Source organism: Nonomuraea sp. NBC_00507 (assembly GCF_036013525.1).
GTDB lineage: Bacteria > Actinomycetota > Actinomycetes > Streptosporangiales > Streptosporangiaceae > Nonomuraea.
Window position 1 is genome coordinate 5,345,113 of the sequence record NZ_CP107853.1, and the last position, 16,934, is coordinate 5,362,046.

Annotated in this window: 9 protein-coding genes and 3 rRNA genes; all 12 read left to right on the top strand. The window is 65.0% G+C overall.

The annotated features are described in order from the left end of the window. Positions 1–4 precede the first annotated feature (4 nt). The 12 genes from OHA25_RS26060 to mreC all read left to right on the top strand — a co-directional run bounded on the left by OHA25_RS26060 (position 5) and on the right by mreC (position 16,833). Complete coding sequence (locus OHA25_RS26060; protein WP_305915140.1) at positions 5–628, top strand: ATP-dependent Clp protease proteolytic subunit; 624 nt, start codon at positions 5–7, stop codon at positions 626–628. Between the two features lie 184 nt (positions 629–812). Further along, entirely contained in the window at positions 813–2,096 is a 1,284-nt protein-coding gene (gene clpX, locus OHA25_RS26065; protein WP_138718359.1) for an ATP-dependent Clp protease ATP-binding subunit ClpX, read from the top strand. A 160-nt stretch (positions 2,097–2,256) separates the two neighbouring features. Beyond that, positions 2,257–4,830, top strand: a complete 2,574-nt coding sequence (locus OHA25_RS26070; RefSeq protein WP_442942136.1) for a valine--tRNA ligase — start codon at positions 2,257–2,259, stop codon at positions 4,828–4,830. A 436-nt stretch (positions 4,831–5,266) separates the two neighbouring features. Further along, a 16S ribosomal RNA gene (locus OHA25_RS26075) occupies positions 5,267–6,790 on the top strand. Positions 6,791–7,096: 306 nt separating this feature from the next. Next, positions 7,097–10,203, top strand: a 23S ribosomal RNA gene (locus tag OHA25_RS26080). Positions 10,204–10,277: 74 nt separating this feature from the next. Then, positions 10,278–10,394: ribosomal RNA gene (rrf, locus tag OHA25_RS26085) — 5S ribosomal RNA — on the top strand. The 16S, 23S and 5S rRNA genes sit together here, the layout of an rRNA operon. Before the next feature lie 141 nt (positions 10,395–10,535). Continuing rightward, entirely contained in the window at positions 10,536–11,825 is a 1,290-nt protein-coding gene (locus OHA25_RS26090) for a bifunctional folylpolyglutamate synthase/dihydrofolate synthase (RefSeq protein ID WP_327591041.1), read from the top strand. A 32-nt stretch (positions 11,826–11,857) separates the two neighbouring features. Then, positions 11,858–12,202 (top strand): DUF4233 domain-containing protein, encoded by a 345-nt coding sequence (locus OHA25_RS26095; RefSeq protein ID WP_327590115.1) that lies wholly within the window; start codon positions 11,858–11,860, stop codon positions 12,200–12,202. An 11-nt stretch (positions 12,203–12,213) separates the two neighbouring features. Then, a complete protein-coding gene (locus OHA25_RS26100; protein ID WP_327590116.1) occupies positions 12,214–14,007 on the top strand; it encodes a hypothetical protein in 1,794 nt (597 codons plus the stop codon). Positions 14,008–14,165: 158 nt separating this feature from the next. Then, positions 14,166–14,576: a nucleoside-diphosphate kinase gene (gene ndk, locus OHA25_RS26105; protein WP_138669422.1), complete on the top strand. Its 411-nt coding sequence runs from the start codon at positions 14,166–14,168 to the stop codon at positions 14,574–14,576. Positions 14,577–14,902: 326 nt separating this feature from the next. Continuing rightward, positions 14,903–15,934, top strand: coding sequence for a rod shape-determining protein (locus OHA25_RS26110; RefSeq protein WP_305925431.1), 1,032 nt, complete (start codon positions 14,903–14,905; stop codon positions 15,932–15,934). Further along, a complete protein-coding gene (gene mreC, locus OHA25_RS26115) occupies positions 15,934–16,833 on the top strand; it encodes a rod shape-determining protein MreC (protein ID WP_327590117.1) in 900 nt (299 codons plus the stop codon). Before OHA25_RS26110 ends, mreC begins: the two co-directional genes overlap by 1 nt. Positions 16,834–16,934 lie beyond the last annotated feature (101 nt).

Genomic DNA, 16,934 nt, shown 5'->3' on the forward strand with positions numbered 1-16,934 from the left:
TGACATGAACATCGAGAGCCGTTACGTTCTCCCCTCCTTCGTCGAGCGCACGTCATACGGCGTGAAGGAGATGAACCCGTACAACAAGCTCTTCGAGGACCGCATCATCTTCCTCGGAGTGCAGATCGACGACGCGTCGGCCAACGACGTGATGGCCCAGCTGCTGACGCTGGAGTCGCTCGATCCCGACCGTGACATCAGCATCTACATCAACTCGCCCGGCGGCTCCTTCACGGCCATGACGGCGATCTACGACACGATGCAGTTCGTCCGGCCGGAGATTCAGACCGTCTGCCTCGGCCAGGCCGCCTCCGCGGCGGCCGTGCTGCTGTCCGGCGGCACCCCGGGCAAGCGGTTCGCGCTGCCCAACGCCCGGGTGCTGATCCACCAGCCGTCCACCGAGGGCGGTGGCCAGGGCAGCGACATCGAGATCCAGGCCAGGGAGATCCTGCGCATGCGGACTCTCCTGGAGGACATCGTGGCCCAGCACACGGGCAAGACCTCCGCCGAAGTCCGCAAGGACATCGAACGCGACAAAATTCTCAACGCGGACGAGGCAAAGGCGTATGGTCTGATCGATGACATCATCCCGTCCAGGAAGAAACGAGCTCAGGCCGTAGCTTCCTAGACGAGACGTGACGCACCGGAGCGCTGCCCAATAGGGCACGTTCCGGTGCGACTCGCCGCTAGGGGGCTCACTGAGGGCCCAGAAGACGGTAACGTCGAAACCTGAGCGGTTCGGCCAAGTCCGGAGGATGTCCGGAGACACTGCTCGCAAGGGCAGGGCGGTCCCACGCAAAGGAGTATCTGGGGTGGCACGCATCGGCGACGGGGGAGACCTGCTGAAGTGCTCTTTCTGCGGAAAGAGCCAGAAGCAAGTCAAGAAGCTCATTGCCGGTCCAGGCGTCTACATCTGCGATGAGTGCATCGATCTCTGCAACGAGATCATCGAGGAGGAGCTGTCGGAGTCCTCCGAACTCAAGTGGGACAACCTGCCCAAGCCGAGGGAGATCTACGAGTTCCTCGACGCCTACGTCATCGGTCAGGACAAGGCGAAGAAGGCGCTCTCGGTGGCGGTCTACAACCACTACAAGCGGGTGCAGTCCGGCGACCGGGGCAGAGACGACGGCCTGGAGCTGGCCAAGAGCAACATCCTGTTGCTCGGGCCGACGGGCTCGGGCAAGACGCTGCTGGCGCAGACCCTCGCGAAGATGCTCAACGTGCCCTTCGCCATCGCCGACGCCACCGCGCTCACGGAGGCCGGCTACGTCGGCGAGGACGTGGAGAACATCCTCCTCAAGCTCATCCAGGCCGCCGACTACGACGTCAAGAAGGCCGAGACCGGCATCATCTACATCGACGAGGTCGACAAGATCGCCCGCAAGAGCGAAAACCCGTCGATCACGCGTGACGTCTCCGGCGAGGGTGTTCAGCAGGCGCTGCTGAAGATACTGGAGGGCACCACGGCCTCGGTGCCTCCGCAGGGCGGCCGCAAACACCCGCACCAGGAGTTCATCCAGATCGACACGACCAACGTGCTGTTCATCTGCGGCGGCGCGTTCGCGGGTCTGGAAAAGATCATCGAGTCGCGCATCGGCAAGAAGGGCATCGGCTTCAACGCCATCATCCGGTCGAAGGAAGAGGTCGACATGGCCGACATCTTCGCCGACGTGATGCCGGAGGACCTGCTGAAGTTCGGCATGATCCCCGAGTTCGTCGGCCGCCTGCCGGTCATCACCTCGGTGCACAACCTCGACCGTGAGGCCCTCATCCAGATCCTCACCGAGCCGCGCAACGCGCTGGTCAAGCAATACCGCAAGCTGCTGGAGCTCGACGGCGTGGAGCTGGAGTTCACCGACGGCGCGCTCGAGGCCATCGCCGACCAGGCCATCCTGCGCGGGACCGGCGCCCGCGGCCTGCGCGCGATCCTGGAGGAGGTGCTCCAGTCGGTCATGTACGAGGTGCCCTCCAGGCAGGACGTCGCCCGGGTGGTCATCACCCGCGAGTCGGTGCTCGAGCACGCGATCCCGACTCTCGTACCACGCGACCAGCTCGCCGCGAAGCAGCAGCGCACGCCTCGCGAGAAGTCGGCCTGAGCCGTCCTCCCCGCGCACCGAGCGCCCCGTGGCAGTCCGCCACGCGGGCGCTTTCGGCGTATTGGGCCCTCTTCACCTCAGGGTGGGCCGTCATACGCCATGCCCCCAGTGCCCCGCCTTCGGGGCTTGGGGCCTTTTCCGCTCGTACGTCTCCCTAGAATTGGTCACTGTGACAACGCCAGAGCTGCCTACGCAATACACACCGGCCGACGTCGAGACCCGGAGCTATGACCGCTGGGTATCCGAAGGCTACTTCGGCGCCGATCCGGGCAGCTCGGGCGAGCCATACAGCATCGTCCTGCCGCCGCCCAACGTCACGGGCGTCCTGCACATCGGGCACGCACTCGACCACTCCATCCAGGACGCGCTCACGCGCCGCGCCCGCATGCAGGGGCGCGAGACGCTCTGGCTGCCCGGCATGGACCACGCGGGCATCGCTACACAAAACGTCGTCGAGCGTGAGCTGGCCAAGGAGGGGCTGTCGCGGCACGACCTGGGACGCGAGGCGTTCGTTGAGCGGGTCTGGCAGTGGAAAGAGGAGTCCGGTGGCCGGATCCTCGGCCAGATGCGCAAGCTGGGCGACGGCGTCGACTGGTCACGCGAGCGCTTCACCATGGACACGGGTCTGTCGCGTGCGGTGCAGACGATCTTCAAGAGGCTCTTCGACGACGGGCTGATCTACCGCGCCGAGCGCATCATCAACTGGTGCCCGCGCTGCCTCACCGCGCTGTCCGACATCGAGGTCGAGCACAGCGAGGACGAGGGCGAGCTGGTCTCGATCCGCTACTCCGACGAGATCGTCGTGGCCACCACACGAGCCGAGACCATGCTCGGCGACACCGCCGTGGCCGTTCACCCCTCGGACGAGCGTTACGCCCACCTGATCGGCACGATGGTCGAGCTGCCGCTCACCGGTCGCATGATCCCCGTGGTCGGCGACGAGCACGTCGATCCGGCCTTCGGCACCGGCGCGGTCAAGGTCACCCCCGCCCACGACCCCAACGACTTCGAGATCGGACGGCGTCATTCCCTGCCGTCGCTGACCGTCATGGACGAGCGCGGCGTGATCACCGCGCACGGGCCGTTCCAGGGGCTCGATCGCTTCGAGGCCCGGCCGGCCGTCGTCGCCGCGCTGCGCGCGGACGGCAGGATCGTCGCCGAGAAGCGCCCCTACGTGCACTCGGTCGGCCACTGCTCGCGCTGCAAGACCGTCGTCGAGCCGCGGCTGTCGCTGCAGTGGTTCGTCAACGTCGGGCCTCTGGCGAAGGCGGCCGGTGACGCGGTTCGCGACGGGCGCACCCGCATTCACCCGCCGGAGCTGGCCAAGCGTTACTTCGACTGGGTCGACGACATGCACGATTGGTGCATCTCCCGCCAGCTGTGGTGGGGGCACCGCATCCCGGTCTGGTACGGGCCCGAGGGCGATGTCGTGTGCGTGGGCCCCGACGAGGAGCCGCCCGCCGGCTACACGCAGGACTCCGACGTCCTGGACACCTGGTTCTCCTCCGCGCTGTGGCCGTTCTCGACGATGGGCTGGCCGGACGCCACGCCGGAGCTGGCCCGCTTCTACCCGACGTCCGTGCTCGTCACCGGCTACGACATCCTGTTCTTCTGGGTGGCCCGGATGATGATGTTCGGGCTCTACGCCATGGATGGCGAGCCGCCGTTCCGCGTCGTGGCGCTGCACGGAATGGTCCGCGACCAATACGGCAAGAAGATGTCCAAGTCGTTCGGCAACGTGGTCGACCCGCTCGACTGGATCGAGCGCTTCGGCGCCGACGCCACCCGCTTCACGCTGCTGCGTGGTGCCAATCCCGGCGCCGACGTCGCGGTGAGCGAGGAGTGGGCGGCCGGCTCACGCAACTTCTGCAACAAGATCTGGAACGCCACCAGGTTCGCGCTCATGAACGGCGCCGCTGTGGGGTCGCTCGACGGCGCCGACCTGACCGCGGCCGACCGGTGGATCCTGTCGCGCCTGCAGACCGTGGTGACGGCCGCGGACGCCGCCTTCGAGGACTATGAATTCGCCAAGGCGGCCGACCTGCTCTACCACTTCGCGTGGGACGAGGTCTGCGACTGGTACCTGGAGCTGGCCAAGATCCAGCTCGGTGAGGGGCTCGACCACACGCGGCTGGTGCTCGGCCACGTGTTCGACGCGTTGCTGCGGCTGCTTCATCCGCTGGTGCCGTTCGTGTCCGAGGAGCTGTGGCGGGCCGTCACGGGCGGCGAGTCGATCGTCGTGGCGCCGTGGCCGGTTGCCGACTCCCGCTACGCGGACGCCGCCGCCGAGGCGGAGATCGATGCGCTGCAGGAGCTGGTGACCGAGGTGCGCAGGTTCCGCTCGGATCAGGGCCTCAAGCCGGGCCAGAAGGTGGCCGCCCGGCTCGGGCTCGCCGGCACGCCGCTGGCGGATCAGGAGACGGCGGTCCGCGCGTTGCTGCGCCTGACGCAGCCGACGGAGTCGTTCAGCGCCACAGCGCGGCTCTCGGTGGGCGACGTGACGGTGGAAATCGACACCGCCGGCGCCATCGACGTCGTCGCCGAGCGCAAGCGGCTGGAGAAGGACTTGGCCGCCGCGCGCAAGGAGGCCGCACAGGTGGCCGCCAAGCTGGGCAACGAGCAGTTCATGGCCAAGGCGCCGGACGACGTGGTGGCCAAGGTCAGAAGCCGGGCCGAGCAGGCATCCGCCGACATCGCGCGGCTGGAGGCACAGCTCGCCGGGCTCGGTGTTTGAACCGTACGTACGCGGGGAAGGTTCATTCGTTACCGAAGATGGACCTTCCGGGCCGTTGAGGCTGCTACAGTCTTCAACGCAGGGCTGGTTGGCCCTGGCATCCCTCCGAACGAACCCCGGCTTCGGGTTGCGTCCACCACGCGGTTGGACAAGAGCCGAAAGTCAGGGTAAGTTAGCAGGGTTGCCTCGAAGAGAGGCAGGTCCGGAAGCTCCCGGATCGGGCGGTTTGACAGGAATCGTCCGGGTCTGGTAGTCTGAAGGAAACGAAGTATGAGGAGCCTCCACACTTGGATCTCGAGAGATCCTGGTGGGGATGTACGCGTCCGTTTCTTGAGAACTCAACAGTGTGTTAAAAGCCAGTGCATGTGCATCACACATGTATGACCCCGTCATTTTTGACGGTTATTGCTTGGATGATTCATCCGAACATGATCATTGTTTGGAGAGTTTGATCCTGGCTCAGGACGAACGCTGGCGGCGTGCTTAACACATGCAAGTCGAGCGGAAAGGCCCTTCGGGGTACTCGAGCGGCGAACGGGTGAGTAACACGTGAGCAACCTGCCCCTGACTCTGGGATAAGCCCGGGAAACTGGGTCTAATACCGGATACGACCGCCTCCGGCATCGGGTGGTGGTGGAAAGTCTTTTCGGTTGGGGATGGGCTCGCGGCCTATCAGCTTGTTGGTGGGGTAGTGGCCTACCAAGGCGACGACGGGTAGCCGGCCTGAGAGGGCGACCGGCCACACTGGGACTGAGACACGGCCCAGACTCCTACGGGAGGCAGCAGTGGGGAATATTGCGCAATGGGCGGAAGCCTGACGCAGCGACGCCGCGTGGGGGATGACGGCCTTCGGGTTGTAAACCTCTTTCAGCAGGGACGAAGTTGACGTGTACCTGCAGAAGAAGCGCCGGCTAACTACGTGCCAGCAGCCGCGGTAATACGTAGGGCGCAAGCGTTGTCCGGAATTATTGGGCGTAAAGAGCTCGTAGGTGGCTGGTCGCGTCTGCCGTGAAAGCCCGCAGCTTAACTGCGGGTCTGCGGTGGATACGGGCCGGCTAGAGGTAGGCAGGGGCAAGTGGAATTCCTGGTGTAGCGGTGAAATGCGCAGATATCAGGAGGAACACCGGTGGCGAAGGCGGCTTGCTGGGCCTTACCTGACGCTGAGGAGCGAAAGCGTGGGGAGCGAACAGGATTAGATACCCTGGTAGTCCACGCTGTAAACGTTGGGCGCTAGGTGTGGGGGTCTTCCACGATCTCCGTGCCGGAGCTAACGCATTAAGCGCCCCGCCTGGGGAGTACGGCCGCAAGGCTAAAACTCAAAGGAATTGACGGGGGCCCGCACAAGCGGCGGAGCATGTTGCTTAATTCGACGCAACGCGAAGAACCTTACCAAGGTTTGACATCACCCGGAAAGCCCCAGAGATGGGGCCCTCTTCGGACTGGGTGACAGGTGGTGCATGGCTGTCGTCAGCTCGTGTCGTGAGATGTTGGGTTAAGTCCCGCAACGAGCGCAACCCTTGCTCCATGTTGCCAGCACGCCTCTTCGGGGGTGGTGGGGACTCATGGGGGACTGCCGGGGTCAACTCGGAGGAAGGTGGGGATGACGTCAAGTCATCATGCCCCTTATGTCTTGGGCTGCAAACATGCTACAATGGCCGGTACAGAGGGTTGCGATACCGCGAGGTGGAGCGAATCCCTAAAAGCCGGTCTCAGTTCGGATTGGGGTCTGCAACTCGACCCCATGAAGTCGGAGTCGCTAGTAATCGCAGATCAGCAACGCTGCGGTGAATACGTTCCCGGGCCTTGTACACACCGCCCGTCACGTCACGAAAGTCGGCAACACCCGAAGCCCGTGGCCCAACCAGCTTGCTGGGGGGAGCGGTCGAAGGTGGGGCTGGCGATTGGGACGAAGTCGTAACAAGGTAGCCGTACCGGAAGGTGCGGCTGGATCACCTCCTTTCTAAGGAGCATCTTCACCCATCGCCACCGAACGTGTGGTGGGGTGACAGCTCACTAGTGGAGCACTGGCTACTCAACCAGGCCGGGTCGCCTGCGGGTCAGTACCGCCTGCCCTCTCAAAGGGGTGGGAGTGGGAACGCCTGATCAGGGGGTTCGGGTTGGTTGGACACACTGTTGGGTCCTGAGGGAACGGGCATTGCGCTCGGTTTCTTCGGACACAGGACCGCTGAAGGATCACCTGCTGGTGGTCTGGATGCGGTTGCTGTTTGTTGTTTGAGATTTGCATAGTGGACGCGAGCATCTTTGTGGCCAAGTTTTTTAGGGCACACGGTGGATGCCTTGGCATCAGGAGCCGATGAAGGACGTGGGAGGCTGCGTTAAGCCTCGGGGAGTCGCCAACCAGACGTTGATCCGGGGATGTCCGAATGGGGAAACCTAGCACCAGTCATGTGGTGTTGCCTCCGCCTGAATGTATAGGGCGGTTGGTGGTAACGCGGGGAAGTGAAACATCTCAGTACCCGTAGGAAGAGAAAACAAGAGTGATTCCGTGAGTAGTGGTGAGCGAAAGCGGATGAGGCTAAACCGGGCGTGTGTGATAGCCGGCAGGCGTTGCACGTCCGGGGTCGTGGGACCCTCTGGCAGTCTCTGCCGAGTCTGCAAGAAGTGATAAACCTTCGAGGTAGTTGAAAGCTCTGGGAAGGGCTGCCGTAGACCGTGAGAGCCGGGTAGGCGAAATCTTGAAGGCTTCTTGAGGGGATCCCAAGTAGCACGGGGCCCGAGAAATCCTGTGTGAATCTGCCAGGACCACCTGGTAAGCCTAAATACTCCCTGGTGACCGATAGTGCACGAGTACCGTGAGGGAAAGGTGAAAAGTGCCCCGGTGAGGGGTCGTGAAAGAGTACCTGAAACCGTGTGCCTACAAGCCGTAGGAGCTTACATGAGGTTCGCCTTGTGTGTGATGTGACTGCGTGCCTTTTGAAGAATGAGCCTGCGAGTTATGGTGTGTGGCGAGGTTAACCCGTGTGGGGGAGCCGTAGCGAAAGCGAGTCTGAAGAGGGCGTTTGAGTCGCATGCTGTAGACCCGAAGCGGAGTGATCTACGCATGGGCAGGTTGAAGCTCAGGTAAGACTGGGTGGAGGACCGAACCCACCAGGGTTGAAAACCTGGGGGATGATCTGTGTGTAGGGGTGAAAGGCCAATCAAACTCCGTGATAGCTGGTTCTCCCCGAAATGCATTTAGGTGCAGCGTCACGTGTTTCTTGCCGGAGGTAGAGCACTGGATGGCCGATGGGCCCGACAAGGTTACTGACGTCAGCCAAACTCCGAATGCCGGTAAGTGAGAGCGTGGCAGTGAGACTGCGGGCGATAAGGTTCGTAGTCGAGAGGGAAACAGCCCAGATCACCGACTAAGGCCCCTAAGCGTGTGCTAAGTGGGAAAGGATGTGGAGTCGCAGAGACAACCAGGAGGTTGGCTTAGAAGCAGCCACCCTTGAAAGAGTGCGTAATAGCTCACTGGTCAAGTGATTCTGCGCCGACAATGTAGCGGGGCTCAAGCACACCGCCGAAGTCGTGGCACTGGCAGCTATGTGCTGTTGGTGGGTAGGGGAGCGTCGTGCAGCCGGTGAAGCAGCAGAGTGATCTAGTTGTGGAGGCTGTGCGAGTGAGAATGCAGGCATGAGTAGCGAATCGAGGGTGAGAAACCCTCGCGCCGGATGACCAAGGGTTCCTGGGGCAGGCTAATCCGCCCAGGGTAAGTCGGGACCTAAGGCGAGGCCGACAGGCGTAGTCGATGGACAACGGGTTGATATTCCCGTACCCGCTTCAATGCGCCCATATCGAACCCCTTGATACTAAGAGTCCTTAAGTCCCTGACGCTCTTCGGAGTGTGGGTGAGGCTGAACGCTCGACCTGATTGGGTAGTAGGTAAGCGATGGGGTGACGCAGGAAGGTAGTCCAGCCCAGGCGATGGTTGACCTGGGGTAAGCATGTAGGGCGGAACGTAGGTAAATCCGCGTTCCATTCAGCCTGAGATGTGATGCCGAGCCGATTGTGGTGAAGTGGATGATCCTATGCTGCCGAGAAAAGCCTCTAGTGAGTGTTGTGGCGGCCCGTACCCTAAACCGACTCAGGTGGTCAGGTAGAGAATACTAAGGCGATCGGGTGAACTGTGGTTAAGGAACTCGGCAAATTGCCCCCGTAACTTCGGGAGAAGGGGGACCTCTGCTGGTGATCGGACTAGCTCTGTGAGCTGGTGGGGGTCGCAGTGGCCAGGGGGAAGCGACTGTTTACTAAAAACACAGGTCCGTGCGAAGTCGTAAGACGATGTATACGGACTGACGCCTGCCCGGTGCCGGAACGTTAAGGGGACCGCTTAGTCAGCGCAAGCTGGCGAAGGTGAGAACTTAAGCGCCGGTAAACGGCGGTGGTAACTATAACCATCCTAAGGTAGCGAAATTCCTTGTCGGGTAAGTTCCGACCTGCACGAATGGCGTAACGACTTCCCCGCTGTCTCAACCGCAGACCCGGCGAAATTGCACTACGAGTAAAGATGCTCGTTACGCGCAGCAGGACGGAAAGACCCCGGGACCTTCACTACAGCTTGACATTGGCGTTTGGAGCGTCTTGTGTAGGATAGGTGGGAGACTGGGAAGCTCGGACGCTAGTTCGGGTGGAGTCATTGGTGAAATACCACTCTGGTCGTTTTGAACGTCTAACCCTGGTCCGTGATCCGGATCGGGGACAGTGTCTGGTGGGTAGTTTAACTGGGGCGGTTGCCTCCTAAAGAGTAACGGAGGCGCCCAAAGGTTCCCTCAGCCTGGTTGGCAATCAGGTGTCGAGTGTAAGTGCACAAGGGAGCTTGACTGTGAGACTGACGGGTCGAGCAGGAGCGAAAGCTGGGACTAGTGATCCGGCATCGGCATGTGGAAGCGGTGTCGCTCAACGGCTAAAAGGTACCCCGGGGATAACAGGCTGATCTTCCCCAAGAGTCCATATCGACGGGATGGTTTGGCACCTCGATGTCGGCTCGTCGCATCCTGGGGCTGGAGTAGGTCCCAAGGGTTGGGCTGTTCGCCCATTAAAGCGGTACGCGAGCTGGGTTTAGAACGTCGCGAGACAGTTCGGTCCCTATCCGCTGCGCGCGCAGGAGACTTGAAAGGGGCTGTCCCTAGTACGAGAGGACCGGGACGGACGAACCTCTGGTGTGCCAGTTGTACCGCCAGGTGCACGGCTGGTTGGCTACGTTCGGAAGGGATAACCGCTGAAAGCATCTAAGCGGGAAGCTCGCCTTGAGATGAGGTCTCCCACCACGAGAGTGGGTAAGGCCCCCGGTAGACGACCGGGTTGATAGGCCGGAGGTGGAAGCGCGGTAACGCGTGGAGCTGACCGGTACTAATAGGCCGAGGACTTGACCACAAAGCAGACTTTTCTAGTCGTTGCTCGCGTCCACTACGCAATTCTGAGACAGCAAACAGGCTGTTTCTCAGGGTTACGGCGGTTATGGCGGGAAGGAAACACCCGGTTACATTCCGAACCCGGAAGTTAAGCTTCCCCGCGCCGATGGTACTGCACTCGGGAGGGTGTGGGAGAGTAGGTCACCGCCGGACAATCTTTATAGGAAGGGCCCGGACCAGGCATGGTCGCGGGCCCTTCTTGCGTTGTGCCCTCGGGAGCGAGGGCGAGTACGGACTGCCCCCGGCAGTCAGTAGGGTTGAGTTGTGGATTATCGTGCGGTTGAACGCGCGATCATGGAGCGTGGCGTCGAGTGGGATTTCGAGCCGACGCTCGACAGGATCGCGGCCCTCCTGGATGTGCTCGGCTCTCCGCAGCGGGCGTACCCGGTGATACACATCGCCGGCACCAACGGAAAGACGAGCACGGCGCGGCTCACCGAGGCGCTGCTACGGGAGCGCAACTTGCGGGTGGGGCGGTTCACCAGCCCTCACCTCATCTCCATGCGCGAGCGGATCACGGTGGACGGAGAGCCGCTGAGCGAGGAGCGGTTCGCTGAGGTATACGAAGAGATCGCCCCATATGTAGAGCTCACTGATGCTCAGGGGCGGCGTATCCAGTTCTTCGAGCTGCTGACCGCGATGGCCTTCGCGGCGTTCTCCGACACCCCAGTCGATGTCGCGGTCGTGGAGGCCGGGATGGGCGGGTCGTGGGACGCCACCAATGTGGCGGACGGCATCGTGTCGGTCATCACGCCTATCTCCCTTGACCACACCGATCGGCTCGGGCCGGACATCCCGAGCATCGCCTCAGAAAAGGCCGGCATCATCAAGCCCGGCGCGACGACCGTGCTGGCCCAGCAGGAGTTGGCCGCGGCGGAGGTGCTGATGCGGCGGGCGGCCGAAGTGGGTGCCGTCGTGGCGCGGGAAGGGCTGGAGTTCGGAGTGATGAGCCGCGAGGTCGCGATGGGCGGCCAACTGCTCACGCTGCGCGGCCTCAAGGGTGTATACGATGAGGTCTACCTGCCGCTCTACGGTGCTCACCAGGCAAGCAACGCGGTCTGCGCGCTGGCCGCCGTCGAGGCGTTGACCGCTGGTGATGACCCCCTCGACGTCGAGCTCGTACGGCAGGCGTTCGCCCAGGCGTCCTCTCCGGGGCGCATGGAGGTCGTGCGCCGCACGCCGACGGTGGTGATCGACGCCGCGCACAACCCCGGCGGGATGCAGGCCACCCTGGAGGGGCTGCACGAGGCGTTCGACTTCGCCAAGGTCATCGGCGTGGTCGCGGTCATGCGCGACAAGGACGTCCACACCTTGCTCGACCTGCTGGAGCCGGTCCTCGACGAGATCGTTGTCACGCGTAACTCGTCTCCTCGGTCGATGTCGCCCGACGAGCTGGCGTCGCTGGCGGAGCCGCTCTTCGGCGAGGACCGGGTGCACATCGAGGACCGGCTCGACGACGCCATCGACAAGGGGATCGGCATCGCCGACGCGGAAGGCGAGTTCAGCGGCACTGGGGTGCTGATCACCGGGTCCGTCGTCACCGCCGGCGACGCGCGGCGGCTCCTGAACGTGGATGGCGCCTAATGGGCGGCATGTCGCAAAGTGGGTGGTTCGCGATGAAGGACTTCCAAGTCACGCCCGGGATGCGCCGCCTCGGCGCCAGCGTGCTCGGCATGGAGGCCATTGTCGCCGGACTGATCACGCCCGTGGCGATCACCGTGGGCGGGGTCGCGCCCGCGCTGGCCGTGAGTGTCGGCATCGGGCTGGCCGTGTTGTGCGTGGTAGCCGCGGGCCTGCTCAAGAGGCCCTTCGGCTATGTCCTCGGCAGCGTCGTACAGGTGCTGGCGATCTGCACGGGTTTCCTGGTGACAGCGATGTTCTTCCTCGGAGCGATATTCACGGCACTATGGATCACGGCGATTATCGTCGCTCGCCGTGTCGAGGGCGTCACTAGCCGCTAAAGTCGGCCTACATGGCCGTCCCCCCGATCCAGCGGTCGCCCCGTCCGGCCGACCCCAGGCACCCGTGGCTGCTCGACACGGTGCTCGGGCTGCTCGTCGTGGCTGCGCTGCCACTGGCGATCATCACGATCCCCAACACGCTCTCCGTCGTCGCGAAGCTGCTGCCCGGCGACATCGATCAGGTCGGCTTGATGCGTACGCACGGGCTCGCCCTGCCCGCGCTCATGCTGACCGTCCCGCTCGCGGCCGTGGCGCTGCGGCGAGTCAAGGCGGCCCATCTCATGCTCGGCGGCCTGGCCTTGGTGGCCCTTTCCGACGCCGCGGGCGGGTACGCCGCCTCTGAGCTCGTCGTCGGAGCCGTCCGCGTGCTGCGCGGCATTGGGGCCGGGGTCATCATGCCCGCCACTCTCGCGGCCGTCTGGGGCCGCGTGGCGGTGCTGCGGGCCTTGTGGGTGGGAGTGTTCAGCTTGAGCCTGCTCGCCGCCCAGTCGCTCGCGCTCTGGCCGCTCGACGAGGTGAGCAGCTGGAAGGTGACGTTGCAGCCGTACCCGCTGGTGACGGGGGTGGCGCTGGGCCTGGCAGCCGTCTATCTGCTCGCTTGGACACTCCTCGGCCGTCCCGCCGAGCCTCGCCTCCACCTACGGGAGCGCAGCCGGCTGCTGCTGGCCGCCGTGCCCGCGGCGGGCATCGCGGTCGTGGCGATCAGCACCGCGACCGAAGGGTGGCGGGCCGTCCCGGTGATCATGCTGGCGGCCACGGCGATCGTCGGGCTGCTGGCGTTGGCCTCGATCGGCACGGGCGAGAGCCGCACGATGGCGTACTCGATGGTGGCGGTCGGTGTCGTGCTGGTGCCGAGCGCGGCGCAGGTCACGCTGGTGGAGATGGGCGGCCTCGGCGGGCCGGGGCTGCGTGGGCTCTGGATCCCCTTCGCGGTCGCCGGGGTGCTGGCGGTCGGCGCGTCGGTCGTGGTGCGGCTGTTCGCGCGCGCCGCTGGACGGTGGCTGGCGCCATTGGGACTGTTGTCCATGGTCGGGGGGCTGTCTTCGGTGCGGCTGGTGGTGCCGTCGGCCGACGGTCTCGTCTTGGCGGTGCCGTTCACGCTGCTCGCCGTCGGGGCGGCGGTGGCGTTGACGGCCACGCTGCAGGAGGTTGGGTACGGGACGGCGGCGTTCGGTTTGTCGCTGTGCTTCGCCGGCGTGCTGGCCGGTTTCCTGCTGGGCACGGGTGTGCAGATGGTCATGCTGGACGGCGTACGGTCGGCTCAGGAGCTGGTCGACAACTATGTCGGGGCGCTGCGGTGGTGGGCGTTGGTCGGCGGCTTCCTTCTGGTGGCGATCATCGTGCTCGCGGCTGTGATGGTGCGGCGGCCCGGCGCGGAGACGCTGATCCGGGTGGAGGGTGATCCGCCACCCCCGGGTACGGGACCAGAGCATGGCGATGATGGAGAGGCGCCGGCTGGAGACGGTGCGGGCCCGTCACAGAATGCCGAAGGCGGTGCCCGGACGGTCGTCGGGGTCGCGGAGGCGTCCAGCGGAGGCAGCGAGGGCGGCAGGCGTAAGTGGGGGGACGCCTCGCAGAGCGATGACGACAGCGGCGAGGCCGTGCCTGGCGGGAGCGAGGACCAAGCAGGCGACGAGGACGGGCCGACCGGAATCGTGCCGCGGGTCGTGGCGGCCGCGTCGTCTCAGGGAGCCTTCGACAAGGGGGAATCGCGGCGCGACGGCGACGAGGCGCCCGGTTCTGAGGGAGCGGTGCCCGCTGTGCCGCTGCCAGGGCAATCGCCTGAAGACACCACATCCCCATAGGGCGCCGAGATCCACACGGGAAACGAGGGTACGGGCGCGGGGCGGTAAGCTGAGGGCCCAGCTACGGCGACGCGCGGGCCGATGCCCCCGTGACGCGTCCTCGCGGTGCGGCCGGCGCCGATAGCCGCGACCCCGATCTCTTCGAAGGAGAACTTCAAGTGTCCGAGCGCACTCTTGTCCTGATCAAGCCCGACGGGGTGAAGCGTGGCCTCATCGGTGACGTGATCGCCCGTGTGGAGCGCAAGGGCCTCAAGGTCGTGGCGATGGACCTGCGCACCCTCGACGCCGACACCGCCAAGGTCCACTACGCCGAGCACGCCGAGCGGCCGTTCTTCGGCGAGCTCGTCGAGTTCATCACGTCGGGCCCGCTCGTGGCCATGGTGCTCGAGGGCCCGCGCGCCGTCGAGGCCTTCCGCGCGCTGGCAGGCGCCACCGACCCGGTGAAGTCGGCGCCCGGCACGATCCGCGGCGACCACGCGCTCGAGATCGGCGAGAACGTCGTGCACGGCTCCGACTCCCCGGAGTCCGCCGCCAGGGAGATCAAGATCTTCTTCCCGGACCGGTTCTAGCCGCTTCGCGCTCCGCCCGCGCCCGTGCCAGCTGTCCAGCTGCGCGGGCGCGTGGTTTTTGGGCTGGGCGGGGCGGCGAGGTTTCCGTCGGCAGGCTGCCGTACGCTGTGGCGCAGTGTCGGCGGTGCGTCGTCCAGGCCTTTGGAACGTTCCAGCTATCGGCCGGATGTTGTGGTGCAATCCGGGCAAAATTGCGGTTGAGGTTGAGGCTGGAGATTTTTGAGGAGCGCGGGGCCTGATCACACCCATCGGCGGGTACGTCACGTTACGATTCGAATTCATTCCGTAGTCACTCGCGAACGACGTTACGGAGGGCTCCGTTCCCCATGGGCAGCAAGCTCGCGTTCCTCGGCCGTGACATGGCGGTCGACCTGGGCACCGCCAACACGTTGGTCTACGTGCGCGGCCGGGGCATCGTGCTCAACGAGCCGTCAGTCGTGGCGATCAACACCACTACGGGCAAGATCGTTGCGGTTGGCATCGAGGCCAAGCGGATGATCGGTCGCACGCCCGGCAACATCATCGCGGTCCGCCCGCTCAAGGACGGTGTGATCGCCGACTTCGACGTCACCGAGCGCATGTTGCGATATTTCATCCAAAGGGTGCATAGGCGTCGGCATTTCGCCAAGCCGCGCATCATCATCGCCGTGCCCAGCGGCATCACCAGCGTCGAGCAGCGCGCGGTGAAGGAGGCCGGCTACCAGGCGGGCGCCCGGAAGGTCTACATCGTCGAGGAGCCCATGGCCGCCGCCATCGGGGCGGGGCTGCCCGTGCACGAGCCCACCGGCAACATGGTCGTCGACATCGGTGGCGGCACCACCGAGGTGGCGATCATCTCGATGGGCGGCGTGGTCACCAGCCAGTCGATCAGGATCGGCGGCGACGAGCTCGACCAGGCGGTGATCGCGTTCGCCAAGAAGGAGTTTTCCCTGATGCTCGGCGAGCGCACCGCCGAGGAGATCAAGATGGCCATCGGCTCGGCCTGCCCCAACGGTGAGGAGGCACACGCGGAGATCCGCGGCCGCGACCTGGTCAGCGGGCTGCCTAAGACGATCATCGTGTCCGGTGAGGAGATCAGGAAGGCCATCGAGGAGCCGGTCAACGCGATCGTGGACGCGGTGAAGAGCACGCTCGACAAGTGCCCGCCCGAGTTGTCCGGCGACATCATGGACCGCGGCATCGCGCTCACCGGCGGAGGCGCCCTGCTCAAGGGGCTGGAGGAGCGGGTCAAGGCCGAGACGGGCATGCCGGTGCACCTCGTCGACAACGCACTCGACTCGGTGGCCATCGGCTCGGGCAAGTGCGCCGAGGAGTTCGAGGCGCTCCAAGACGTCCTTGTGCCGGAGTCGCGACACTGATGAGAGACTCGCGCCGGGCCCGGCTGATCCTCGGAGCGCTGCTGACAGCGGCTTTGGTCATCCTGACCATCGACCACCGCACCGGCGAGAGCTCGCCGCTGCGTCCGCTGCGCGCTGCCGGGGCATGGGTGTTCGGCACGGCCGAGCAGTTCGGCAGTGGGCTGGTGCGGCCGGTCGGCGGGTTCGTGCGCGCCATCCTGACGGCGCCGAGCGCCCAGGAACGCATCGAGGTGCTCAAGGAGGAGAATGCGAAGCTGCGCACGGAGCTGCTGACGGACAAGCTCGACGGCGCCCGCTCCAACGAGCTCAAGAAGGTGCTCGGGCTGTCGGGGACGGGTGGATACAAGGTCGTCGCGGCCAACGTGGTCGCCAGGCGCGGGCAGCCGGGGTTCGAGGACACCGTCCAGATCGACGCCGGCACCAGTGACGGCGTGCAGCCTGAGATGACCGTGCTCAATGGTGATGGGCTGGTCGGACGGGTGATCCACGCATCCGCCCGCACGTCGACGGTGGTGCTGCTCAGCGATCCGGCCTCGGCCGCGGGAGCGCGGCTGGAGGGCGGGAGGGAGATCGGGGTGGTGCACGGGGTGGGGGAGCACGGCAGGCTCGTCCAGTTCCGCCTCCTCGACTCCACAGCGCCGCTGACCAGGGGCGCGCGCATCGTCAGCTTCGGCTCCCAAAACGGCCGACCGTACGTTCCGGGGGTGCCGATCGGGGTGATCGAGCGGGTGGAGTCGACCCCTGGGGAGCTGACCCGCATCGCGTACGCCCGGCCGTATGCGGATCTGACGGCACTCGACGTGGTGGGTGTGGTGGTGGAGGCGCCCAAGCGGGATCCGCGTGACGCGGTGCTGCCCGCCAAGCGTGACGCGGTGCCCGCCAAGGAGGGGTCCCGATGATCGGGTCGGGAGCGCTGATCGCGTGGCGGCATGTGGCTGGTGTGACTGAAGGCGTCCGGAGGTGCCGGCGGGCCGCGGGTGTGGCGGTCGAGCGGTGTCGG